The sequence below is a fragment of the Brenneria corticis genome (assembly GCF_003115855.1).
GTDB lineage: Bacteria > Pseudomonadota > Gammaproteobacteria > Enterobacterales > Enterobacteriaceae > Brenneria > Brenneria corticis.
Genome location: NZ_KZ819073.1, coordinates 172,680 through 197,205, shown reverse-complemented (window position 1 = coordinate 197,205; position 24,526 = coordinate 172,680). Strand labels below are relative to the sequence as shown.

The window sequence follows — 24,526 nt, the reverse complement described above, 5'->3', positions numbered from 1 at the left end:
AATAAAGGTGTATTTTAAGAATTTTTTCATACGCCAATTACCGGATTAAACTTTCCACCAGAAATACTACTTCATCCTCACTTAACATGATTTTTGAAAAGTAAGCGTTTTTGGAAAAATGCGGCTCAACTAAAAAATACAGCATTTCAATATTATTCGCATACAGTATGTGATAATAGTTCGGATTGGCGGATTTTAAACGGTTCGCCGCACTAGCGGCAAGAGCAACTTTTCCATATCCCGTTAACGTCATAAGAGCACCATTTAAATATTTATTTAGCCCTTGCCTCACGGAAAAAACAAATCCAAAAGATTCACATGCGGCTTTAGCAACCACATAAGAAACAGTATGGTTGGTTAGTTTTGCAGATGCATAACTTGATGAAACTTTTAATAAAGATTGGCTGATTTTATTAATCGTTGAAAGACTGGCGTTACTCAGGATTGAGTCTACGTAAAGTTTGACCATTTCAAAGATAATGTCATTACTTTTAAACATTTTGATAACGGCTTGGACCATTCTTTTATCTTCATGCTTGAGATTGTCACAAGCATCCTGATAACTATCAAAAAAACAGGAACTCCACCAGCTTGCCCTTTCAATACCATTATTCAATACCTGAACCTGCTCTTTAGCAATTTCCTTGACGCCTTGCAGAGCCCGCTCCAATTGGAGGGCAAGTTGGTGATCGGCCTCCATTTTATCCTTCACTTCCAACATGTAAGACATTGAATACCCTGTTATTAAAGTTGATATAATGTAAACTGTTCAGTACAATATTTACGCTATAATAATTCATCATAAACAAAAAAGAGAAGTGCGATGAACAAAAAAAGAACTGTCATGAAGACAATCAGAAACATATGTATCTTTATCATCTTCCTTTTGTTCTGGTTGCAAATTATTAGCACGCTAATTTTCACCCGTTTTTCGGAGGAAAGAATTATGTGGCTGGCCGGGATTGTGAACATCTTCCCCAATGGAAGTGCGTTTAACAGCTTAATGATTGCCATCATTTTAGTGTCTCTGATATGCACTTATCTCTCTTATAAGCTGCTGTTTTGGATTGTACGGACATTAAAACAAAGATATAACCCAAAGACTTCCGGCTAAATAAATACTCCCACTCTTTTAGGCCCCATGGAAGAACAAGGCAGTTCTCTGCACTGTCTTAATGGAATAGCCCATCGCGACTATCCAGAATACCGTAATAGTCCCCGGTATTCGAATGAACCTGCCAAATTACCGTCATCCCTATTTTGATTTTTGTTGCGCTGATCCTAATGATATTGAATTGGATATGTGATGCGCGAGCTACGCCTGCTCCGGCTCCGCCGCAACCGGCTGTTCGGCCAGCCAGCCGAGCACCTCGTCAATGCCAAGCACATCCGCATAGCGGGCGTTAAGATCCAATAGGGTGAAATCCAGCACGGACTGACTTCTGTCGCCGGTAATCTCCCGCGGCAATACCACGTGAAACCCCGCCTGGAACGCTTCAATCGCCGTGGCGCGCAGGCTGCCGCTGGCGGTCACCCCCCCTAGGATAAGCGTATCCACTCCCTGTTGTTTCAGCCACATCGTTAGATCGTGACCGTGCAAATCGGAGATATAGCAGGTGGACTGCATCCGATCGAAAGCGATGCCTTCCAGCGCAGCATCGATCCGATTAAGGTAGGCATCTTCCGCCAGGACGGTAATAGAAGAAAACTTTTTCCCCCACATCCGCGAAAAATGGTGATCTTGCTGATAAATCGTACGGGTAAATACCGTCGGCGATTGGTGTTGCCTGGCCAGTTCCAGCAACCGGCACAGCGCGGTTTTATTAAACGACGTATTGATCGCCAGCGTGGATCCCGAATCCATAAAGGCATAGGTCACGTCCCGTATCAGGACGGCCGCCTTCGAGCCAAAGCCGATTTTACTGGCAAACCCGGTCTGTGAATAAATGCGCTGGATTTCATCGGCCAGATAGCGGCGTTGGCCGCCGGGGGTATAAACCACCTTGAGGCCATAGGTTTTCACTTCGCCGTTTTCCTCCAGGCGCCTCAGAGTGCTGGCGGAGATCCCCAGCATTTTCGCCGCATCAGAAACCGTCAATAACTTATCGTACATAACACGCCATCCTGGTTAACCGGAAAAAACTACGCGCACAAACCGCGCGCTTAAAAAAAATGCCTGGAGCATTTTTCAACGCCGCTAGCGGCGGCCCGCAGGGTGACGGGCAGGGATAGCCCGTCATAAAAAAATGCCTGGAGCATTTTTCAACGTCGCTGGCGACGGCCCGCCGGATAAACTGGCGGGCGGCTTATTTTCATTGCTGGCACACCGGCGGTAAACGGGCATGCCAATCGGTCATCTGCTGATAGTACAACCCCAGATCCACCAGCGCCTGTTCATTACCGTGCCGGGCGACCCACTGCATGCCGATAGGCAATCCCGAGCGGGAAAAACCCACCGGCAGCGCCAGCGTCGGCACACCGGCGTTGGTGAACGGCATATTAAACGCCGGCGAACCGGTAAGTTCCAGGCTATAAGGCGCCAGCGTCGGCGTGGCCGGCGTCATCAGGATATCCGCCTGCTCAAACAGTTCCGCCAGTTCAGAGCGGTAACGGGCCCGCGTCTGCTGGGCCTGCAAATACTCATGGGCGGAAATAGCCAGCCCCTGTTGCAGGAACTCCTGTAAATAAGCGCCGAATAACGCCGGCGTTTGCAGAAACGTGGTGCGGTGATAGGCCGCGCATTCGGCCTGCATCACGATCTGATGCGCCTGACAGGCCGCGGCAAAACTTTCCGGCAACTCGATGCGTCGCAGCCGAACGCCGCGTTCGGCCAGTTCGTCCATCGCCTGCCGGCAGGCAACGCCGATCTCGTCGTCCACATCGGCAAACCACGGATGTTCCACGATACCGACAGTATAATCGTGCTTCTCCCTTAATTGCAGCGGCGCGTAAGGCTGGTTCTGCGTCGTCTCATCCCGGGGATCGGGGCCCGACAGCGCGTTATACACCAGCACGGCATCTTCCACGGTGTGAGTAAAGGCGCCGACGTGATCCAGCGACCAGCTGGCGGGGATAACCCCGGCCTTGCTGATGCGCCCGTAGGTCGCCTTAAGCACCGTGACGCCGTTAAACGCCGCCGGACGGGACAGCGATCCGGCCGTCTGCGTTCCCAGCGTCATCAGCGCCATGCGCGCGCCAAGCGCCGCCGCGGAACCGCTGCTTGAACCGCCGGGCGTATGCTGCGGATTCCAGGCGTTGCCGGTTTCGGGCGGCGTGCCTAAATTGGCGAACTCCGTCGTGGTCAGCTTGCCCAGCAACAGCGCCCCAATTTTATCCAGCCGATCGATAACGCTGGCGTTCTCGCTGGAGATCATTCCCTGACGGACTTTAGAACCGCCTTCGGTGGGCAATCCGCGCGTATGGAAGATATCCTTGGCGCCATAGGGAATGCCAAATAGCGCCGGCTTGCAGGCAATCGCCGCCATCTGGCGATCCAGCTCCGCCGCCCGCCGTCTGGCGCCGTCGCGATCGAGATAGCGCCAGGCCTTGATCTGCGTATCCCGCTCGTCGATGCGCGCCAGAAAATGACGCAGCAACTCTCCCGGAGAGACTTTGCGTGCCGCCAACAGCCGCCGGGTGGCGGCAATGGTGGCAAAAGGCGAATGGTCCAACACATTTTTCATAACGCCTCTCCTTATCAGGGTTTCCTGGCGAACTGGCCATCCACAATCTGTTCATAAGGCATATCCTGCGTGATATTGCCGACGAATTTCTGGATGTCGATCGCGGTGGTGAATGCCAAAGGTGAAATAACCGCGTTGGCGGGATAGACATTGCTGTCGATCATACGCTGAACCGCCGCGTCCACCACCTTGCCGTCCAGGGAAGCGAACTCCAGACGGGCCACCTTTTTCGCTTCATCGGGGTGCTGGTGAATAAAAGCCAGAGATTCGTTGATGGATTTGACGAAACGCGCAACCAGCTGCGGATTGTCGGCGATGGTTTTCTCCGAGGTATTGATGGTGGAGAAAGCATACTCGGGATAATCACGGGTAAAGTCGTAAACCACTTTCAACCCCTGCTCCACGCCCTGATCCGTCTGGGGCTCATAGACCACCGCGGCGTCCGCTCTGCCGGCCAGCAACGGTCCCAGTTCGGAACCATTCTGCACTTCGTTTATCGTGACGTCTTTCTTGGGATCCAACCCCTGCTGCTGTAGTAAACGCTGCAGCAGCGTGTTGGACGTGCCGGGCGCCAGCCCGGAAACCAGCCGTTTGCCCTTCAGATCGGCCGGCGAATTAAAGGTAAAATCCGGCCTGGCCAGTATCCACACCGGCGCGCTGTTGGCGACGGCGCTGACGGCTTTGGCTTTACCGCCTTTCTGCTGAGCGAATCCCACATGTTCGGGACCGTGAACCGAGAACTGCGCCTCGCCGGACAGCACCGCCGCCAGCGCGGTGGGGCCGGAGCCGGCCGAACGAATGGTCGCCACATCGATCTGGTTCTGAGCAAATATTCCCTGATGTTTCGCCACATAGACCGGCAGATACAGCAGCGAGTGAAACGCTTCGGTTACCAGCACGCGTTCGGCCTTGCCATCAGCGGCAAAACCGCCGGCGGACCCCAGGGTAAAGAGAGCGGCGCACAGCCATGAAACAATTTTATTCATCGGTGAATTCCTTCGGCTAATGGTAACGAAACGGGCAAACGGCATGACTAACGATTAACGGACTGGCGTTCCCAGGGCAGCAGCCAGCGCTGTAGCTGGATAACCAGCAGATAAAGCACGATAGCGACGAACAGCAAGGTAAAGACGCCGACCCACACCACGTTGAGGTTGAACAGGTTACCGGCGACGAAAATCATTTTTCCCAGGCCGTAATCCGAGGAGATAAACTCCCCGCCGATATCGGCAATCAGCGCGAAACCGATATTCAGGCGGAAGGCGGAGATAATCCACGGCAGCGTGGAGGGGATCACCACCTTACGGAAAATCTGGTTCTTGTTGGCGCCCAGCGAACGCATCAAATTCACCTGGCTGTCATCAATCTGATGTGTTCCCTGCCACGCCGACAACAGCGCAACGATGTAGGTGGCGATAAACGCCAGGGCGATTTTGGAAAACAGCCCGGAGCCGAACCAGATAATAATGATGGGAGCCAGCGCAATTTTCGGCAGTCCGTTTAGGGCGATAAAGAACGGATCGAGAATGCGCGCCAGCGTAGGTGAAAACCACAGCAGCAGCCCGGACAATGACCCCAGCAGGCTGCCGAGCACAAAGCCGATCACCGTGGCGTACACCGTGAAATAGGTATTGGTCAGCAGTTCGCCGTTAGCCAGCAAACGGACAAACTCATGCCAGATCCCCGCCGGAGATCCCATCAGAAAGGCATTGACCATGCCGCTATCCACGCCGTATTGCCACAGCGCCACCATCCCGATAAGGATCAGCGCCCGCCAGCTATTATCTTTCAGCAACGACAGACATTTCTTTTTGCGCCGCCGGTTCGCCGCCGACGGGTTGGAACGCGTTTTATCCGCCGCGGTAACGGGTATGTTCATGGCCGACCTCCCAGTTGAATATCCATATCAGCCCATATCGCATCGAAAAACTGTTGATAGCGCGCATCTTTGCGGGCGCCCATGGCGGAGCCGTGTTGTTTGGCCAGGCCGACTTCATAGGTTTTTTTATTCCACGTCGGTCGCTGCGACATCACCACAATGCGATCGGACATGGAGATGGCTTCGCCGATATCGTGCGTGATCAGCACCACCGTTTTGCCGAATTCATTAAGGATCGACAGGATCTCCTCTTCCAGCACCAGCCGGGTCTGGTAATCCAGCGCGGAGAAAGGCTCATCGAGCAGAATGATGTCCGGGTCGGTCACCAACGTACGGATCAGCGCCGCTCTCTGGCGCATTCCGCCGGAGAGCGTGGACGGATAGGCATGGGCGAAATCCCCCAGACCATATTTCAACAGGTAGTCCATGGCTCGTTCATGGCGCGCTTTCTTCGGCACTTCGCTGATTTCCAGCCCCAGGCAGACGTTATCGAGGATGGTGCGCCAGGGAAACAGCAGATCCTTTTGCAGCATATAGCCCACGCGGCCTTTCTTGGGCATGGCGTAATATTGGTCGAATACCTGGATCTCGCCGGCGGTGGGCGTCAATAGGCCGGCAATCATATTGAACATGGTGCTCTTGCCGCATCCGCTGGGACCGACAATGCTGATAAATTCCCGGTGATAGATATCAATCGAGATATCTTTAATCACGTCCACCACGTTTTCATCGTGATCCAGAAACTGCTTTTTTACGCCTCTCATCGAGATAGCTACCGGAGGCGATGCGGGAGCGGTTGTCGGTGACTTGTTTATTGCAGGTGAAAGGTTCATCGCATACTCCTGATTAACAGCATTCCCAGAGACGCCATTGCCACAGCACGGATGCATCGCCGGATATATACCAAGAATTAAGTCAATCGATTGCGCAGCATCACCGTAGCAAAAACTTTCCAAACTTGTCTAATACGACAAACTTATCAGGCAATTCATTGAGCGGAGTGCCGCGCCAGCGCGGCAAAGGATGCCAAAGGCGACAAAACTGTGGGAAATAACCACAGAGCCAACTGATTCCGGCTACGCTTGGGTTACACTAACGGCAGATAAAACAATCAGGAGGTTTTAGATAATGCTTACCGTCATCCCTATTTTGATCTTTGTTGCGCTGATCCTTGTCTGGTCAGGCATCAAAATCGTCCCGCAGGGCTATCAATGGACCGTCGAACGCTTCGGCCGCTACACCAAAACATTAATGCCGGGGCTGAATCTGGTGGTGCCGTTTATGGATCGCATCGGCCGCAAAATCAATATGATGGAACAGGTGCTGGATATCCCGTCACAGGAGGTCATTTCACGCGACAACGCCAATGTGGCCATCGACGCGGTCTGCTTTATCCAGGTTATCGATCCGGCGCGCGCCGCTTATGAAGTCAGCAATCTGGAGCAGGCGATCGTCAACCTGACCATGACCAACTTCCGTACGGTGCTGGGTTCGATGGAGCTGGACGAAATGCTCTCCCAGCGCGATAGCATAAACAGCCGTCTGCTGCATATCGTCGATGAGGCCACCAACCCCTGGGGCGTCAAAATCACCCGTATCGAAATCCGCGACGTGCGCCCGCCGGCCGAGCTGATTGCGGCGATGAATGCGCAGATGAAGGCGGAACGTAACAAACGCGCCGATATTCTTGAGGCCGAAGGGGTTCGCCAGGCCGCCATTCTGCGCGCCGAGGGGGAGAAACAGTCGCAGATCCTGAAAGCGGAAGGCCAGCGCCAGTCCGCCTTTTTAGAAGCGGAAGCGCGTGAACGTGCGGCGGAAGCCGAAGCGCAGGCGACCAAAATGGTCTCCGAGGCGATCGCCGCGGGCAATATTCAGGCCATCAACTATTTCGTGGCCCAGAAATATACCGACGCGCTGCAACAAATCGGCTCATCCAACAACAGCAAGGTCATCATGATGCCGCTGGAAGCCAGCAACCTGATGGGCGCTATCGGCGGCATTACCGAACTGATTAAGGATAGCCAGGACAAACGGAGTCAATAATGGATATTGAACTGGTGATGGAAAATGCGCACTGGTTCTGGCTGTCGCTCGGCGGTCTGCTGCTGGCGGCCGAGATGCTGGGCGCCAGCGGCTATCTGCTGTGGAGCGGGATTTCCGCGGTAGTGGTCGGGTTACTGGTCTGGCTGACGCCGATAGGATGGCCGTGGCAGGGCATTGCATTCGCGCTGCTGACCATTATCACCGCCCTGCTGTGGTGGTACTGGCTGCGCAAACGCACGCTCGCCCGCCCGCCGTCGACGCTCAACCAGCGCGGGCAGCAACTGGTCGGGCTGCGCGCCACGCTGAGCGAACCCGTGGTGGACGGTTTCGGACGCGTCAGGATTGGCGACAGCACCTGGCGGGTGAAGGCGGAACAGGATCTGGTCGCCGGCACGCACATTGAAGTCATCGTCGTTGAAGGCATCACCCTGCATGTGCGCCCGGTGGATCATTAATGCTCCGTCCTTCGCTGATATTCATTATTCACCTCTTGTCCTTCCCTCTGATGGAAGGACTTTTAGTGGTGCGGCCAACTTTATCAGAGAATGGCGCTTAACCCTTTTCTCTCAATGACCTCAAGCATTCGCAGTGCCGCGCCTGTCGGTGTGCTTACTCCGCGCTCCCATTTTTGCACGCTGTTGGCCGACATATTGATGATGTTGGCAAGTTGGCTTTGACTAATTTTTTCACGTTCACGGATAGCGCGCACTCGCGCAGCGTCCATGCCGGCGCGTGATTCCTTCTTGACACTCTCGACCACCAGACGGTTGATAGCGTCGAGATCGGCGTCGCTGGCAGTACCGGCGGCATGTTGCCGCAGGATCATGCGCTGTATATTTAACAATCGTTTATCAACCATTTTTCACCTCAACAAGCTCTTTATTTTTAAGGTCTGTTTCAATGTCGGCAGCGGATTTATTTTTAAATACCGCTGATGCAATTTTAAAGGCAGCCAATACATCATCAGGTATCTCCTTTCCACGCTTTAATACCGTTTTTTTCTCCCATCCCTCAAAGAAAAAGAGTTTCTCCGCGCGATGATTGGCGACGGTATCAATGACGCCCCGGCGATGCCACTGTCGTCCATCACCGTGGTCGGCAACGCCAACCGCCTGCTGCGTTTCAAGCCGAAAGCGTAAGGCCGGGGGATAAGCATTTTTCAGCCGAATAGCGGTACAACTTATCCCGTTTAGCGTTTAGCATAGACCTGTTGATATCAGGAGACAGGATCTATGGGGCAACTGCTGCGCAGAATGGCGACTTTTCTCGGGTTTATCTCGCCGCTGACTTACGCCTACCCGGCGGTGGACGTCCAGTTGGCGGACCAGCGCCAGCTCCATCTGGTCGGCAGTATTCATATGGGCAGTATGGATATGGCTCCCCTGCCGGATGAATTGCTTAAACAGCTAAAAGGGGCCACGGCGTTGATTGTCGAAGCCGATATCGCCGATTCCGCTTCGCCTTTTGCCCATACCGAGTCTGAGCCTCCCCTGGCGGAACGCCTCGCCCCGGAGGATTACGCCCAGCTACGGCAAATCTGCCAAACGCTCTCTTTCAGCGAAAATCTTATCGATCGCCTGCCCGCCTGGCAGGCGGCGCTGATGCTCCAGGCCCGTCAGGCGCAGGTGCTGGGGCTGCGCCCGGATTACGGCATCGACTATCAGTTGATAAACGCCGCCAAGGCGCAGGGACTGAACATTATTGAGCTTGAGGGACAGCAAACGCAGGTCGATTTGTTGCAACAGCTGCCGCAGGGCGGTCTGCCGCTGTTGGAGGATACCATCAGGCACTGGCACATCAACGCCCGCCTGCTGCAAACCATGGTGGGCTGGTGGCTGGACAGCAAACCCGGCAAACTGACCCCGAAAATTCCCGCCACCTTCAGCAATGAAATGACCGACCTGCTGATGAACCAGCGCAACCGCCGCTGGCAACGGCAACTTCAGGCGCTGCCGCCCGGAAACTATGTGGTTGCGGTCGGCGCCCTGCATTTATATGGTGATAACAATCTGCCCGAGTTATTACAGGAAAATTGAGCGACGTATATACCCTAAATAATTCGAGTTGCAGGAAGGCGGCAAGGGAAGGACAAATTCGTCGGGAACGAATTTGACCAGCCAACGGCTGGCCTCCTGTGAGAGACAGGATGTCTCTCATTAATCCCGATGAGCTTACTCAAGTAAGTGATTCGGGTGACTGAGCGTAGCCAACGCACATGCAGCTTGAAGTATGACGGGTATCGCGCCCGTAAGGATATTTGAATCATGACACCCGCAATCAAACTGCTTGAGAAAAACAACATCGACTTTCGGTTACACAGCTACCATCACGACAGCGATGAAACCAATTTCGGCGAGGAAGCGGCCCAAAAGCTGGGGCTGAATAAACAACAGGTTTACAAAACGCTGCTGGTGGCGCTGAACGGCGATGCCAGGAATCTTGCCGTGGCGGTGACCCCGGTCGCCGGCATGCTGGACCTAAAGAAAGTGGCGCGCGCGCTGGCGGCCAAAAAAGCCGATATGGCCGATCCCGCCATTGCTCAGCGGGTAACCGGTTATCTGGTGGGAGGCATCAGCCCGCTGGGGCAGAAAAAACGGTTGCCGACGGTGATTGACGCCGCCGCGCAACGGTTCGACACCATTTTTATCTCCGGCGGCAAGCGCGGACTGGATATCGAGCTGGCGGCAAACGACCTGGCCGCTCTGCTGCAAGCGACCTTTGCGGATATCGCCAAACAGGATGGATGATTGCTGTTTGAGATGCCACCTCGCGCAGGCGGGAACCGGCGGCGGGCGCATCACCCGCCGCTAAAAAGAGTCCGACAATCAGTGCGCCGTCAGCCGGGCAAATCCCTCGCGGATTTCCTGCTCGGGCAGATCCCTGCCGATAAACACCAATACGCTTTCTCTGGCTTCGTCCGCGCGCCATTCGCGGTCCCAGTCGGCGCTGTACAGCCGCTGCACCCCCTGAAACAGCAGACGGCGCGAGTCGTCCCTAATCGCCAGAATGCCTTTGTAACGCAATAGATTATCGGCGTAGTTCACCAGGAAACTTTCCATCAGTTCGGACACCGCGTCGAGCTCCACCGGGGTAGAGAAAGAAATCGCGATGGACTGAACGCTGTTTTGCGCCGGGGCGATAAAGCGAAAGACCGGCGCATTCAGCGCCAGCCGGTCATTAAGCATAAAGCCTTCGATATTGAATAACAGGCTTAGGTCGATTTCCCCGTTTACCGCCGGATAAAGCGGCGCTCTGGCGTTAATGCGCTGCAGGCGCTGAATCAGGGCGTCGTCTTCGCCGGCGATATCGGTTTTGGTCAGCAGAATACGGTCGGCGTAGCCGATCTGCGCCTGGGCGATGGTGAACTGATCGAGCTGCTGCCGGGCGTGCACCGCATCCACCAGGGCGATAATCCCATCCAGCACAAAGCGCTGGCAAATTACCTCGTGGGAGAAAAATGTCTGCGCCACCGGCCCCGGATCGGCCATGCCGGTGCATTCGATAATCAGGTGATCGAAATCCAGCGCGCCGTTATCCACGCCGTCCAAAAGATCAAGCAGCGCATCCGCCAGCTCATTGGATTGCGTACAGCAGATACAGCCGTTGCTCAGCGTGGTGATCTGGCTGGCCCGTTCGCCGATCAGCGCGTTATCGATCGGCACTTCGCCGAATTCGTTTTCAATCACGGCAATTTTGTAACCGTGATCGGCATTGAGAATATGGCGTAACAAGGTGGTTTTACCGGCGCCGAGAAAGCCGGTCAGAATGGTGACGTAAAGTGGTTGAGTCATAACGGATTCCGATTGGTTAACAGCAGCGCATCCCGCCTTTGCCATCTCCGCCGTAGCGCGCCTGCTGGCGCTCGCGGAAAAATTCTTCGTAAGTCATCATCGGCTTATCCGGATGATTGGTCTGCATATGCGTGACATAGGTATCGTAGTCCGGCATACCCACCAGCATACGCGCCGCCTGGCCTAAATATTTGCCCGCCTTTCCCAGATTACCGAACATAAATTACCTCCGGGCCATCGCCTGCGACGGCCGCTTTATAAAAAATACCCCGCATAACATTTATATATTATACGGGGTATTTATACCCGTCATCTTTCATTACTCGGTCGTGTCGGCGACCTCGCGAAATCCGACGGGCGATAACGCCGGCTTAGTGGCCGGAAGAGAGCTTCACGCCGCCTTCCGGAACCGGAACATAAGGCGTTTCCTGGTCGGTGCGTTCGGGGTTCTTGCGAGCAGCCAGCCCCGCTTTGAAACCGTACGCGATGATGCTGTAGACCACGATCAGGAACAGGATGCTCAGACCGGCGTTGGTGTAGTTGTTGGTCACGATATGGTTCATGTTGGCAATCTGCTGCGCGCTCAGGTCGGCGCCGCCTTCGGCAATCTTGCCTTTAAACATGTTGGCCATATAGAAGAAGCCTTCCAACTGCGGGTTGTCGCTGAACAGTTTCAGACCCAGCGCCCAGGTGGTGCAGATCAGCAGCCAGACGGCCGGCACCAGCGTCACCCAAACGTACTGCGCGCGTTTCATCTTGATCAGGATAACAGTGCCCAGCACCAGCGCCACGGCGGCCAGCATCTGGTTGGAGATGCCGAACAGCGGCCACAGGCTCTTCACGCCGCCCAGCGGATCCACCACGCCCTGATACAGCAGGTAGCCCCACAGCCCGACGCAACCGGCGGTGCCGATAATGCCGGCGATCAGCGAGTCGGTTTTCTTCAGGAACGGCACGAAGTTGCCCAGCAGATCCTGCAGCATAAAGCGCCCGGCGCGGGTGCCCGCATCCAGCGCGGTCAGAATGAACAGCGCCTCAAACAGAATGCCGAAGTGATACCAGAAGCCCATGTCGGCGCCCGGAATGATCTGGTGGAACACGTGCGCAATACCCACCGCCAGCGTCGGCGCGCCGCCGGCACGGTTGAGAACGGAAGGCTCGCCGATATCTTTCGCCGTTTGCAGGATCTGCTCGGGAGAAATCACGAAGCCCCAGGAGCTGACCGCCGCCGCGGCGTGCGCGGAGACATCCTGCAGCTGCGCCAGGATCATCGGCGCATCCGCCGTGCCCAGACGGTGCAGGTCCGGCATGGTAATGCCCAGCGCCGCCGGCGGGGTGTTCATCGCGAAGTACAGACCCGGTTCGATGATGGAGGCCGCCACCAGCGCCATGACCGCCACGAAGGACTCCATCAGCATCGCGCCGTAGCCGATGAAACGGGCGTCGTTTTCGTTAGCCAGCAGCTTCGGCGTGGTGCCGGAAGCGATCAGCGCGTGGAAGCCGGAAACCGCGCCGCAGGCAATGGTGATAAACAGGAACGGGAACAGCGTGCCCTTCCATACCGGGCCGGTGCCGTCGATAAACTGCGTCACCGCCGGCATTTTCAGATCCGGATTAAGGATCACGATACCGATGGCCAGACCGACAATCACCCCGATTTTCAGGAAGGTCGCCAGATAGTCGCGCGGCGCCAGGATCAGCCATACCGGCAGCAGCGCGGAAATAAACGCATAGCCAATCAGCGTAAAGGTAATGGTGGTGTCTTTAAAGGTCAGCGCCGGTCCCCAGTACGGGTCATGGGCCACAACGCCGCCAAACCAGATGGACAGCACCAGCAGCACGATACCGATTACCGATACCTCGCCCACGCGGCCGGGGCGGATATAGCGCATATAGATGCCCATAAACAGCGCGATCGGCACCGTGGAGCACACGGTAAACACGCCCCACGGGCTTTCCGCCAGGGCTTTCACCACAATCAGCGCCAGAACGGCCAGAATAATAATCATGATCAGGAAACAGCCGAACAGGGCGATGGTGCCCGGCACCGGCCCCAGCTCTTTCTTGACCATTTCCCCCAGCGACGCGCCGTTGCGACGGGTAGACAGGAACAGCACCATAAAGTCCTGCACCGCGCCGGCCAGCACTACGCCGCCCAGCAGCCACAGCGTGCCCGGCAGATAGCCGACCTGCGCCGCCAGAACCGGGCCGACCAACGGACCCGCGCCGGCGATGGCCGCGAAGTGGTGCCCGAACAGCACGTTGCGGTTGGTCGGAACGTAGTTGAGACCGTCGTTATTCACCACCGCCGGCGTCGCCCTGGTGGGGTCCAGCCGCATCACTTTCTCGGCGATATACAGGCTGTAGTAGCGGTAGGCCACCAGATAAACGGCGACGGAAGCGACGATAATCCATAACGCACTGACATGCTCGCCGCGGCGTAGCGCAACCACGCCCAGACAAGCCGCCCCGATGATCCCGAGGATCACCCAGGGGATGTGTTTAAGAAAGGTACTGCTCTTCATAAGACATCCTTCATTAAAATTAAAAGTCGTAATCGTTTGATTTTGATGTTTATTAAAAAATAGCGCGCTGGCGTCGATCGTCAGATTCCGCCGTCGCGCGGTACATTCGGATAAATGGAAATGGTCAGGTTGCAGCACATTACGTTATCGCACGCGCGTGCGAGGGGAGGATTTCACCAGCCGGTAAAATAGCGAACTAAGCGGTTGGAATCGCCCGGTGAGCGGTTGGAGAAAAAAACGCCGGGCGCTCAGCGCCGTGACACGTTAAGCTGCGGCGTCAGAAAGGCGTTGCGGAAATATTCGCGAATAGCCTGCATCGGCGGGGTGAATACGGCGTCGCGATGCCAGGCCAGCCCGACGCTCATCGGATGCACGATATCTTTCAGGGAACGGGTTTCGATACGCCGCCCTTCCAGCGACCACGGCCGGTAAACCAGATCGGATAAAATCGCCACGCCCAGCCCATTCGCCACCATGCTGCGCACCGCTTCCACCGAGCTGGTGCGCAGCATAATGCGCGGACGATATCCGCTCAGCTCCCAGTAGCGCATGGCGCTGTGATCCGCCTCATCCACCGTCAGCATGATAAAGGGCTCTTGCGCCACATCGGCCAGACTCACTTGCGGTTTTTCGCACAGCGGGTGGCGGCTGGGCAACCATAGACGCCGCTCGGAGTTAAACAACTTTTCCGCGGTGATTTCCGGGTGGGTGAGATTGGCGGTCAACACCAGCGAGATATCAAAGGAGCGGTCGATCAGCCCCTGCTCGATGTCGCTGCGTTCCCGCTCATTCAGATTGATGGTGATATGCGGAAAGCCGTAGGCCAGGCGCTGCAGATGAAACGGCAAAAAGTACCCCATTACCGTGTAGCTGGCCGCCATATTCAGCGCCCCTTTGGTGCGATTATCCGTGAGCGGCACCATCATCGCGTCATCGACGCTGCGCAGGATGGAATAGGCATGATTAAGAAAGTAGCTGCCGTTTTCGGTCAGCGTCATACCCTGGACCGAGCGCAGAAACAGCGGTTTCCCCAGCATATTTTCCAGTTCCTGGATCGCCGCGGTCACCGCCGACTGTGAAATATTCAAATGAATGGCCGCCTGGGATATTTGCCCCATCTCGGCGGTCGCCACGAAATACCGAACCTGACGCAGTGTGATCATATCTTTCCCTTATTGTTGAGGCGTTCTGTTTTTCAGATATTCATCCATCTGAAAATACGTCTTTCCGAATGGAAAAAATTCACTCTATATTATTTTTAAACAAAGCCATCACAAATAAGAAATAGTTATGAAACATGAAATCGATCTGAATTCCGATATGGGCGAGAATTTCGGCCCCTGGGTAATAGGCGATAATGTCGATAAAGAAATTATGCCTTATATAAGCTCCGCCAATATTGCCGCCGGTTTTCACGCCGGCGATCCCAATACCATAAGCCAGACAATTGAATCGGCGAAATATCATGGCGTAGCGATTGGCGTCCATCCCGGATTTCGTGATCTGGTGGGTTTCGGGCGACGGCATATTAATATTACGCCGCAGGAGTTGACTAATGACATTATTTATCAACTAGGTGCGTTGCGCGAATTCGCCGGCCTGCACCAGGTGCCGCTACAGCATATAAAACCGCACGGCGCGCTGTATATGCACCTGGCGCGGGATCGGGCCGCCGCGCGGCTCTTTGCGGCCACGCTGCATGCGCTGTCCCCCGATTTATTGCTGTACTGCCTGCACGGCTCCGCGCTGTGGCAGGAGGCAATAAGCCTACAACATCCTGTTATTTGTGAGTTTTATGGCGACAGAGAGTATGACCGCAGCGGATCGATCGTCTTTGTCCGCCGGGTCAATCCGCTCGACCCCGAGCAGGTGGCGCAGAAAGTATTACGCGCCTGCCGGGAAGGGAAAGTGCGTACCGTGGAAGGCGACGATATTCCCGTGGCGTTTGATTCAGTCTGTATTCACAGCGATACCCCAGGGGCGCAGGCATTAATCAAGAGCACGCGCGAACGGCTTGATGACGCCGGTATTAACGTTAAACCGCCAGCCAGAATAATTTCTTATCCCACATCTTAATAATATAAGGAGAGTTTGAGATGAACGAATATGAGGTGCGTTCCCCTTTACCCGGTATTTTTTATCGGCAGCCCGCGCCGGATGCAGCCGTTTTTATCCAGGAAAAAGATATTGTTACTGAAAATACCGTCATTGGATTAATTGAGGTCATGAAGCAATTCAGTGAAGTGTATGCAGAGCAGGCAGGGCAATTAATTTCGTTTAACGTCGGCAACGGCGAGGCGGTCGAACCAGGGCAGGTAATAGCCATCATAAAAACGAATACATAAATACCATAATAACGTTTTTCTGCGGAGGGGAGATGAAAAAACCGATAACCAAATTACTTATCGCCAATCGTGGTGAAATAGCGGTACGTATTATCCACGCGGCTAAAAGCCTGGGGATCCCTACCGTGGCGGCATGCAGCGAAGCGGACGCGGATTCTCTGCCCGCCCGCCTGGCCGATGAAGTCTGCATTCTCGGTCCGGCCCGCGCCGATCAAAGCTATTTGAATAGCGACGCGCTGCTTGAGGGCGCCCGCCGCTACGGCGCCAACGCCATTCATCCGGGATATGGCTTTCTGTCGGAAAACGCCGACTTCGCCCGGGCGGTTGAACAGGCCGGGCTGCTGTTCGTCGGCCCCGCGCCGCACACCATCCGCATGATGGGAGACAAAGCCGTCGCCCGGCGCACCGCGCAGGCGGCCGGCGTTCCGGTGGTGCCCGGTTCCGCCGCCGCGCTGAGCGACATCGATGAAGCGCTGCGCTGCGCGCAAGAGATCGGTTATCCGCTGCTGATTAAAGCGGCGGCCGGCGGCGGCGGTCGGGGCATCCGTATTGCCGCCGATGCGGCGGAGCTGGCGCGTGATTTCCCCATCGCCCGCAGCGAGTCCAACGCCGCCTTTGGCTGCGGCGACGTCTATCTGGAACGTTTTATTCAGCATGCGCGGCATATTGAGGTACAGATACTCGGCGACGGAGAACGGGTTGTGCATCTGTATGAGCGGGAATGCTCATTACAGCGACGGCGCCAGAAAATATTTGAAGAGGCGCCCTCGCCGGCGCTCTCCCCCGCTCAGCGCCAGGCCATTTGCCATAGCGCCCTGCAACTGGCGCGGCAACTGGGGTATCGCGGGGCGGGAACGCTGGAATACCTGTTTGATGAGGAGAGCGGTGAATTCTATTTCATTGAAATGAACACCCGTATTCAGGTGGAACACCCGGTGACCGAGATGGTCACCGGAATCGACCTAGTGCAATGGATGCTGCGCATCGCGCAGGGCGAAAAACTCAGCCTGCGGCAGCAGGATATTACTCTCAGCGGCAACGCCTGCGAGATGCGCATCAACGCCGAGGATCCTGAGCGTAATTTTTTCCCCTGCCCCGGCGTGGTGGAAAAGCTGGTCTGGCCGCAAGGGGATGGGGTCCGTATCGACAGCCACCTGTTCAGCGGTTACCGCATCCCGCCCTACTACGATTCCCTGCTGGCGAAACTGGTGATTCACGGCGGCGATCGCCGGCAAATGCTGGCGCGCGCGGATCTGGCGCTACGCCAGCTGCGCCTGACGGGGATCGCCACCACCCAGTCTCTGCATCAGTGGCTGATAGCCGATCCGCGCCTGCAGGCCGGACGGTTCGACACCAACGCGCTTGAGGCGTGGTTAACGGAGCGCGCGCCGGCCAAGACGCCGCTTTCCCGGGAGGCCTGAGATGGAAAACAGCGCAATTCGTTACAGCTTTGGCGGCGACGAGCATCTTTTCGCCGAAATTGATCAGGCCATGTCGCTGTCCGCGTTTTTTCGCGGGCTGGCGATTACCCGCGCCATCGAGCGGCGGGCGATCCCCGGCATCCTGGATATTTGCCTGGCTAACGCCTCTTTTCAGATCCGTTTCAATCCGGATGTGGTTGCGCCGCAGGCGCTGCTGGAGGCGGTGCAGCAGGAGGAAAATCAGGCGCAAACGGTTAACCGGCTCGAAACGCGCATTATTGAAATTCCGGTGCTGTACAACGATCCCTGGACGCATGACACGCTGATGCGCTTTCGCGATCGCCATCAGGATCCCGACGCCACCGATCTGGAGTACGCCGCCAGCATCAATGGTTATCAGGATATCGCCGGGTTTATCGAGGCCCACAGCGCAACGCCGTGGTTTGTGTCGATGGTCGGGTTCGTCGCCGGTCTGCCGTTTATGTTTCAGATGGTCGAACGGGAAAAGCAGCTTCAGGTGCCCAAATATCTGCGCCCGCGCACCGATACGCCGCGCCTGTCGCTGGGGCACGGCGGCTGCTTCGGCTGTATTTATTCGGTGCGCGGCGCCGGCGGCTATCAGTTATTCGGCGTCACCCCCGCCCCCATTTATGACCCGCAGCAGAAGCTGGACTATTTGCGCGAATCGCTGGTGTTTTTCCGCGCCGGGGACATCGTGCAGTTCAAACCCATCGACCGACAGCGCTATGACGAGGCGATACAGGCGGTCGAGGCCGAAACCTTCGGCCTGCGCATCCGGCCCGTGACGTTCGAAGCGGATAAATTCGCCGCCGACCCCGCCGGCTATAAAAAATATCTCCAGGAGGTGCTGTATGCAGATTAAGGTTCTCAAACCCGGGCTGGCGACCTCCGTGCAGGATACGGGACGCGAAGGCTATTACCATCTCGGTATTCCGCCTTCCGGCGGGCTCGACCAGTATTCGCTGCGTATGGCGAATCTGCTGGTGGGAAATCCGGCATCCGCCGCGGTGCTGGAAATCACGCTGCTGGGGCCGGAGCTGGAGTTTAGCGACGCGGGAGTGGTGGCCCTGTGCGGGGCGAGCATGCAACCGCAGTTGGACGGCGCGGAGATGCCCATGCATACCGCCTTTAGCGTCAAGGCGGGACAGATACTGCGCTTCGGCTACGCCGCCGCGGGTTGCCGCAGCTATCTGGCCGTCGCCGGCGGTATCGAGGTGCCCCTGGCGCTGGGAAGCCGTTCGACTTACACCCTGGGCGCGCTGGGCGGGCATCAGGGACGCCGCCTGACGGCGAACGACGAGCTTCCCGTCGGGAAGCCCGGCGGCAAAGCCAAAGCGGGAACCGCCGTTCCCGCGGATTATCTGCCGGCGCTCGGCAAGGAGGTCTCGCTGCGTATGGTGCCCGGCCTGTATATCCATCGCCTCACGGCACAAGCGGTGACGCAGTTTTTTGCCGATGACTGGTCGGTGGGGACCGAAACGGACCGTATCGGCTATCGGCTGAAAGGCGGAAGTCCGCTGGTCTTCCAGCCGCGGACCCCGCCGTTTGGCGCGGGATCGGACCCATCCAACATCGTCGATGCCTGCTATCCGATTGGCTCGGTGCAGGTGCCCGGCGGACTGGAGCCGATTGTCCTGCTGCGCGATGCGGTTTCCGGCGGCGGTTATATGACGCTGGGAACGGTGATCGCCGCCGATTTGGATCTTGTCGGCCAGCTACAGCCCAATTATCGCGTACGTTTCGAGCCGATCTCGCTGGAAGACGCCCTGGAGGCGCGACGGCGCTATCGTCAGCGCCTGGCGCGGCTGGAGCATGTGTTGGTGAACTAAACCCACACGGGCCGGGCGTCTCTTGGCTATGCCGGAACGACGGGGTGCTCGCCCTGGATATCGACGATCGCAATCAGGCCGCCTCTGCCGTCCGGCAAGGCATCGCCTGCTTTCCGGAGGTTTACGATGGCTGATTTATCTCAAATTGAAGGTTCGCGGAATGTCACGGCCGCCGAAGCGGTCAGCGACGCGGAGCGGATGGGGAAATTTTCCCTGACGATGGCCTGGTGGGCCGTTTGCAGCGCCATTTTCTATATCGTGGTCGGGGCGTCGCTGGCGTTGAGCTATGGCGCTAAAAACGCCATTATCGGCATGATCCTGTCGATAATCAGCTACGGGCTGGTAAACGGGGCGATTAGCCGTTTCGCCATTCGCAGCGGTTTATCGGTGGCGCTGTTTTCCAATCTGCTGTTCGGACGTCTCGGTTCGGCGCTGGCCACGCTGATTTTCTTCTCCACCGCCATCTATTACGCGGTGTTTGAAGGGGCGGTCATCGCCTATGCCATCCATCACCTCTTCCCCCAGCTAGCCTATTACTGGGCGGCGCTGATCGTGGTGTTATACAGCGTGCCGCTGATTTTCGGCAGCGTACAGCACTGGCTGGACAAGTTTAACGGCGTGTTGCTCCCATTTTATCTGGCGGGCCTGCTGCTCACCGTGCTGGTGGCGATTAGCCATTACGGCTATCAGCCGCAATGGCTGGATTTCGGACCGGAGTCGCCGCCGACTTACGGCTGGTGGAACTGTTTCACCTACTATATGGGGGTATGGATCCTGATGATGTATACCTTCGACTATGCCCGCTTCGGTAAACAGCAAGACATCAATTATCATGCGCAATTCAACTTCGGCATGCCCTTCTATCTGATCACCTTCCTGCTGAACGGCGTGGCCGGTATTTATCTGGTCAGCAGCTTCGAGCCGCAGGGCGAGGTGAGCGAAGTCGCGGTCGTGGTGGCGATCCTGAACCTGCTGGGACTATGGGGATTGCTGTTTGTCTGGATCACCCAGACGCGCATCAACACCGCCAATTATTATCTGGCGACGGTGAATATGCAGGTGTTTTTCGACCGTTTGCTGCGCATCCGCGCTCGCAAGATCGTCTGGGCGTGCATCGTCGGCGCGGTAGTGTATCTGCTGATGCTGGCGGATATTTTCGCCTACATCCTCCAGGCGCTGGCCTATCAGGGCGTATTTGTGGTGGCATGGGTCGGCGTGGCGCTGGGGCATATTTTTTTCGCCGGCCGGACGCCGCAGCAGCATACCGAACAGACCTTCAGCCCGCGCGGGCTCAGCGCCTGGTTTTTAAGCGTAGCCGCGGGCATCGTGCTGATGCATGGCGGCGCCGCGCTGCAATCGTTTTCCGCGCCGGCGACATTCGCCATTGCGCTGCTGCTGTACAGCTTCTGGCCGCGCCGGAAAATGGCTTAGGCCGGGTTGATAAATTCACAATACATTGAATAATAAGTGATTATAAATAGTTTATTGCGGAAATCGGTCCTCATATCTATAATAAGATACTGTATATAAACACAGTAATTAGAGGGCGAATCATACGGGCCGAAATCACGCTCGGCAACGAAAAGATTAATGATCTACTACAGAAGACATGGAAGTCTGACGATGATTGGTTTTATAGGATTTTATGTAAAGCCTGTCGCGCTGCGGGTTAATTGACTACGGCATTGCCAGTACTCATAATGCATACACAATTACCTTTTTGGTTATTGTTTTGGAGGTTGAATGAATATGTTCAGCGAAAATAAAACCGCTCAAATGGCTGGTTACCTGCTGCTCAAGCGCGGCGGACGCATGGCATACATCAAGCTCATGAAATTGTTGTACTTGGCCGATCGAGAGTACATGCTGACATACGGCTACTCTATGACTGGCGATCGCGCAGTGTCCATGGATAATGGGCCTGTGCTCTCGAAAACCTATGACCTGTTAAAATCAGGAAGCCCGCAAGAAGAATCGCCATGGAGCGAATGGATTGCCGGGGAAAAGGATTACGAGGTATCAATCAAGAAACAAGTTCGCGGTCTGGATGACGATGAGGCATTTGATGAATTGAGTAGGGCCGACTTGAGAATATTGGATAAGGTATTTTCAGAGTTTGGCGGGTACAAGCGTTTTGAATTGTGCGATCTTACTCACAAGATGTGTGCAGAATGGCAAAATCCGCATGGTTCTTCTGTTCCGATTAGCCCAAAAGACATTTTTATGGCTGGAGGAAAAACAGAAGAAGAAGCTGACGCACTAATCGAAAGAATGCGCGAACGCAATGCCGTACAAGAATTTAGCCATCAATTATCATGACCCAATACCTACCATACAGAAAGGGCACTATATTGGCCCCTGTTGGTGGGTCTAACCATCTGCATGTTATTTGTAACGATCCTGTTTATTATGCGATAAATGGGTGTGATTGTATCTTGGTTGTCAATATAACCACGATATACCCACCACCAGTTCATAATGATCCTGCATGCATTTTGCGGTTTGGGGATCATGATTTTATTCGACATGATAGTTACGTTTATTATGCAGATGCAATTATTTGGAAAGTGCCAAATGTCATTTCTCGACAACAGAGTGGCGAACTAATACCACGAGCAGACATGTCCGAAGCCACTTTTCAGCGCGTTCTTGATGGTTTTGGCATATCGGATTTTACTCACCCCAGAATAGTAAAGTTCTACAGAAATTATTGTATTTAATCCCATCCCACCCCAAAAAACTAAAAAAAAAATCAATAAGTGACTCCCCGCCAGAAAGACATTCTCCGCGGTTCGTCAGCAATCTGAGACTGCGCTTTACGCAGTCTCAGACCAACGGCTATTTATAGACAATCTCGCCCTTGGGTTGGAACGCGGCGGCATCCAGCGGGGAGTGCTTCTCGATGTACTGTTTCAGCACCTCCGCATCGATAAAGCCGGTATTCACATAGCTCGGCAGGTTATCAATCCGCGGATACCCGTCGCCGCCCATGGCGTTAAAATTCAACGTCGACATGCGGTAGACCTTATCCGCCTGCAACGGCTCGCCGTTGATTTTGATATCCCGCACGCCTTTGCCGTCCGCCGTCAGACTGACGTTAAGGAATTGCGCATAGGCGCCGGAGTCCACCTCTTTATTCGCCACCACGGCCAGGTATTTTTCGACCTCGCCGCCGGTCATATCCACATAGACCAGCGTGTTGGCAAACGGCTGCACTTGCAGCACGCTTTTATAGGTGATGTCACCGGATTCAATGGAATCACGGATGCCGCCGCCGCTCATAACGGCAAAATCCGCATTGGCGCGCTCACGCTGGGCCGTCAGCAGCACCCGCGCCAGATTGGTCTGGTGGAAACGGACCTGGTTGCGATCGCCTTCCAGTTTTCCCTCGACGCTCCCCACTTTGACATCCAGCTGCGCCTGCCCTTTTTCCTGGAACGGCGTCAACATTTTCAGCATCGACGAGTCCTGCTTGATTTCATGCGTATAGAAAACCCGCTCTGTTTTACCGTCCTCTGTGGTGACTTTTTTCTTCAGGTTGATCGGGATCAGCTGATAATGCCGCAGCGTCAGTTCCCCGTTGCGGAAGGTGAAATCCGCCCGGCCGACATATTTTCCCCACTCATGGGCCTGAACGATCCAGATACCGTTCTGGCGATCGGGCGCGCAGGGCGTACCCGGCACATAGTCCACCTGTTTCTTATTCTCGCCGGCCATACAGACCGGATCCTGCGAATGGCCGCCGACGATCATATCCAGATAACCCGCCGGCAGGCTGCGCGCCATTTCCACATCGCCCGGCGCGTTCGAACCGTGCTTGCCGTCGTCATAGTGCCCCATATGGGTTGCGGCGATGATGACGTCGGGTTTTTCATTACCGCGCAACGCCTCGACAACCTGCTTCACTTCCACGGCGGGCTGACGAAATTCGATATCGGTGAAATATTCGGGATTGCCTAATTTGGCCGTGTCGTCGGTGGTCAGGCCGATAACGGCGATTTTTACGCCTTGTTTATCAAACAGCGCATAGGGTTTAAATAAGCGTTTACTGGTGCTTTTTTGATAAATATTGGCCGACAGCAGGGGGAAATGCGCCCATTTTTCCTGCTGTCTCAGCACGCTGAGCGGATTATCGAATTCATGGTTACCCAGCGCCATCGCATCGTAACCCACCATATTCATGCCGCGGAAATCGGGTTCGGCATCCTGTAAATCCGACTCGGGAACCCCGGTATTAATATCCCCGCCGGAAAGCAGCAGTAAGCTTCCGCCTTGGGCGGCAACCTCCTGACGAATTTGATCAACCAGCGTTTTCTGCGCAGCCAGCCCGTATTCGCCGTGTTCGTTGTGCCAAAAATGGCCGTGATGATCGTTGGTGTGCAGTATGGTGATGGCGTACGTCTTATCTTTTTCCCAGGCCATGGCCCCAAACGGCGCCAGCGCCAGCGATATCGCCAAAGTACAGCCCAGTATTTTTGTTGAAAAACGCATCAGAAAAAATCCCCGTTTATTTTAAATATTCCACTTGAGAGCGTTATCAGAACATGCCGACAACGCGCTATACGCAAAGCGTGTAGCCGCCTCCTCCCTGTCGTCAGCATTGTATAATAGACACATATCGCCAGAAACACAGCCCCGGCCGGTTTGCCCGGCTGTCTTCGCGCTGTAACGAATTCCTTATAATATGGATGCTTCATCGGAATAATCCGTTAATGTGCGTTTTATTCCCTATTTTCTATGGTGTCCGACTGACGGACAGAGTTTTTTTACTAAACAAGGAAAGAAATCATAAGGTATACTGACCAAGAAGCAGGCTTTATAGTGATAATTACGCATGTTTATCAATGCTTATCCGGAGAAACCGTCCGTAAATCTGTGTTACCATGAAAATATGCTGATAAGCTAACATTTTTGACAGAATACCTGTTTTACCCAAGCAACATTTCTCTATATGCAATAGAATTTATACCAGAAGTCCGCTCATTCACT

23 protein-coding genes and 1 pseudogene are annotated in these 24,526 nt (G+C 55.2%); 12 read left to right on the top strand and 12 right to left on the bottom strand.

Annotated features, from left to right (window positions below):
• Window positions 1-37: 37 nt before the first annotated feature.
• The 6 genes from DDT56_RS04410 to DDT56_RS04385 all read right to left on the bottom strand — a co-directional run bounded on the left by DDT56_RS04410 (window position 38) and on the right by DDT56_RS04385 (window position 6,326).
• Window positions 38-730 (bottom strand): hypothetical protein, encoded by a 693-nt coding sequence (locus tag DDT56_RS04410; protein ID WP_136165290.1) that lies wholly within the window; start codon window positions 728-730, stop codon window positions 38-40.
• A gap of 585 nt (window positions 731-1,315) precedes the next feature.
• Entirely contained in the window at window positions 1,316-2,113 is a 798-nt protein-coding gene (locus DDT56_RS04405) for an isochorismatase family protein (RefSeq protein WP_136165289.1), read from the bottom strand.
• A 199-nt stretch (window positions 2,114-2,312) separates the two neighbouring features.
• On the bottom strand, window positions 2,313-3,683 hold the full coding sequence (locus DDT56_RS04400; RefSeq protein ID WP_136165288.1) for an amidase: 1,371 nt from the start codon (window positions 3,681-3,683) through the stop codon (window positions 2,313-2,315).
• Window positions 3,684-3,697: 14 nt separating this feature from the next.
• On the bottom strand, window positions 3,698-4,669 hold the full coding sequence (locus DDT56_RS04395; RefSeq protein WP_136165287.1) for an ABC transporter substrate-binding protein: 972 nt from the start codon (window positions 4,667-4,669) through the stop codon (window positions 3,698-3,700).
• A 47-nt stretch (window positions 4,670-4,716) separates the two neighbouring features.
• Window positions 4,717-5,562 (bottom strand): ABC transporter permease, encoded by an 846-nt coding sequence (locus DDT56_RS04390; protein WP_136165286.1) that lies wholly within the window; start codon window positions 5,560-5,562, stop codon window positions 4,717-4,719.
• On the bottom strand, window positions 5,559-6,326 hold the full coding sequence (locus DDT56_RS04385; protein WP_246856719.1) for an ABC transporter ATP-binding protein: 768 nt from the start codon (window positions 6,324-6,326) through the stop codon (window positions 5,559-5,561). The genes DDT56_RS04390 and DDT56_RS04385 overlap by 4 nt, the downstream gene beginning before the upstream one ends.
• 364 nt (window positions 6,327-6,690) lie before the next feature.
• Here DDT56_RS04385 and DDT56_RS04380 point away from each other — a divergent pair, with 364 nt between their 5' ends.
• Both DDT56_RS04380 and DDT56_RS04375 read left to right on the top strand, forming a co-directional pair.
• On the top strand, window positions 6,691-7,605 hold the full coding sequence (locus DDT56_RS04380; protein WP_136165284.1) for an SPFH domain-containing protein: 915 nt from the start codon (window positions 6,691-6,693) through the stop codon (window positions 7,603-7,605).
• Window positions 7,605-8,060: an NfeD family protein gene (locus DDT56_RS04375; RefSeq protein ID WP_136165283.1), complete on the top strand. Its 456-nt coding sequence runs from the start codon at window positions 7,605-7,607 to the stop codon at window positions 8,058-8,060. The genes DDT56_RS04380 and DDT56_RS04375 overlap by 1 nt, the downstream gene beginning before the upstream one ends.
• 83 nt (window positions 8,061-8,143) lie before the next feature.
• On the opposite strand, the gene DDT56_RS04370 is transcribed toward DDT56_RS04375, so the two are convergent.
• Entirely contained in the window at window positions 8,144-8,464 is a 321-nt protein-coding gene (locus DDT56_RS04370) for a helix-turn-helix domain-containing protein (protein ID WP_136165282.1), read from the bottom strand.
• Window positions 8,465-8,672: 208 nt separating this feature from the next.
• On the opposite strand from DDT56_RS04370, the pseudogene DDT56_RS25150 reads away from it, so the two are divergent.
• The 3 genes and pseudogenes from DDT56_RS25150 to ybaK all read left to right on the top strand — a co-directional run.
• Window positions 8,673-8,744 (top strand): annotated as a pseudogene (locus DDT56_RS25150) (hypothetical protein); the annotation flags it as partial.
• Window positions 8,745-8,837: 93 nt separating this feature from the next.
• On the top strand, window positions 8,838-9,641 hold the full coding sequence (locus DDT56_RS04360; protein ID WP_136165281.1) for a TraB/GumN family protein: 804 nt from the start codon (window positions 8,838-8,840) through the stop codon (window positions 9,639-9,641).
• Window positions 9,642-9,869: 228 nt separating this feature from the next.
• The gene (gene ybaK, locus DDT56_RS04355; protein ID WP_136165280.1) at window positions 9,870-10,352 is read left to right on the top strand and encodes a Cys-tRNA(Pro)/Cys-tRNA(Cys) deacylase YbaK; all 483 of its coding nucleotides are present in this window, start codon (window positions 9,870-9,872) and stop codon (window positions 10,350-10,352) included.
• 78 nt (window positions 10,353-10,430) lie between these two features.
• Here the strand turns inward: ybaK and yjiA are convergent, their stop codons facing one another.
• The 4 genes from yjiA to DDT56_RS04335 form a co-directional block, all read right to left on the bottom strand.
• Entirely contained in the window at window positions 10,431-11,396 is a 966-nt protein-coding gene (yjiA, locus tag DDT56_RS04350; RefSeq protein ID WP_136165279.1) for a GTPase, read from the bottom strand.
• A 16-nt stretch (window positions 11,397-11,412) separates the two neighbouring features.
• Window positions 11,413-11,616, bottom strand: coding sequence for a YbdD/YjiX family protein (locus tag DDT56_RS04345; protein ID WP_009113967.1), 204 nt, complete (start codon window positions 11,614-11,616; stop codon window positions 11,413-11,415).
• Window positions 11,617-11,767: 151 nt separating this feature from the next.
• Window positions 11,768-13,921, bottom strand: coding sequence for a carbon starvation CstA family protein (locus DDT56_RS04340; RefSeq protein WP_136165278.1), 2,154 nt, complete (start codon window positions 13,919-13,921; stop codon window positions 11,768-11,770).
• Window positions 13,922-14,169: 248 nt separating this feature from the next.
• Entirely contained in the window at window positions 14,170-15,084 is a 915-nt protein-coding gene (locus DDT56_RS04335) for a LysR family transcriptional regulator (RefSeq protein WP_136165277.1), read from the bottom strand.
• A gap of 127 nt (window positions 15,085-15,211) precedes the next feature.
• On the opposite strand from DDT56_RS04335, the gene DDT56_RS04330 reads away from it, so the two are divergent.
• From DDT56_RS04330 to DDT56_RS04300, 7 genes are all read left to right on the top strand, one after another.
• Window positions 15,212-15,997: a 5-oxoprolinase subunit PxpA gene (locus DDT56_RS04330; RefSeq protein WP_136165276.1), complete on the top strand. Its 786-nt coding sequence runs from the start codon at window positions 15,212-15,214 to the stop codon at window positions 15,995-15,997.
• A gap of 20 nt (window positions 15,998-16,017) precedes the next feature.
• Window positions 16,018-16,266: an acetyl-CoA carboxylase gene (locus tag DDT56_RS04325; protein ID WP_136165275.1), complete on the top strand. Its 249-nt coding sequence runs from the start codon at window positions 16,018-16,020 to the stop codon at window positions 16,264-16,266.
• Between the two features lie 32 nt (window positions 16,267-16,298).
• Window positions 16,299-17,687, top strand: a complete 1,389-nt coding sequence (locus tag DDT56_RS04320) for an acetyl-CoA carboxylase biotin carboxylase subunit (protein WP_136165274.1) — start codon at window positions 16,299-16,301, stop codon at window positions 17,685-17,687.
• Between the two features lies 1 nt (window position 17,688).
• Window positions 17,689-18,570 carry a 5-oxoprolinase subunit B family protein gene (locus DDT56_RS04315; protein WP_136165273.1) on the top strand — a complete coding sequence of 294 codons (882 nt, stop codon included), beginning with the start codon at window positions 17,689-17,691 and terminating at the stop codon, window positions 18,568-18,570.
• The gene (locus DDT56_RS04310; protein ID WP_136165272.1) at window positions 18,560-19,537 is read left to right on the top strand and encodes a 5-oxoprolinase subunit C family protein; all 978 of its coding nucleotides are present in this window, start codon (window positions 18,560-18,562) and stop codon (window positions 19,535-19,537) included. Before DDT56_RS04315 ends, DDT56_RS04310 begins: the two co-directional genes overlap by 11 nt.
• Before the next feature lie 126 nt (window positions 19,538-19,663).
• Entirely contained in the window at window positions 19,664-20,968 is a 1,305-nt protein-coding gene (locus DDT56_RS04305; RefSeq protein WP_136165271.1) for a purine-cytosine permease family protein, read from the top strand.
• A 312-nt stretch (window positions 20,969-21,280) separates the two neighbouring features.
• A complete protein-coding gene (locus DDT56_RS04300; protein WP_136165270.1) occupies window positions 21,281-21,856 on the top strand; it encodes a Panacea domain-containing protein in 576 nt (191 codons plus the stop codon).
• Window positions 21,857-22,375: 519 nt separating this feature from the next.
• On the opposite strand, the gene ushA is transcribed toward DDT56_RS04300, so the two are convergent.
• Window positions 22,376-24,028: a bifunctional UDP-sugar hydrolase/5'-nucleotidase UshA gene (gene ushA, locus DDT56_RS04290; RefSeq protein ID WP_136165268.1), complete on the bottom strand. Its 1,653-nt coding sequence runs from the start codon at window positions 24,026-24,028 to the stop codon at window positions 22,376-22,378.
• Window positions 24,029-24,526 lie beyond the last annotated feature (498 nt).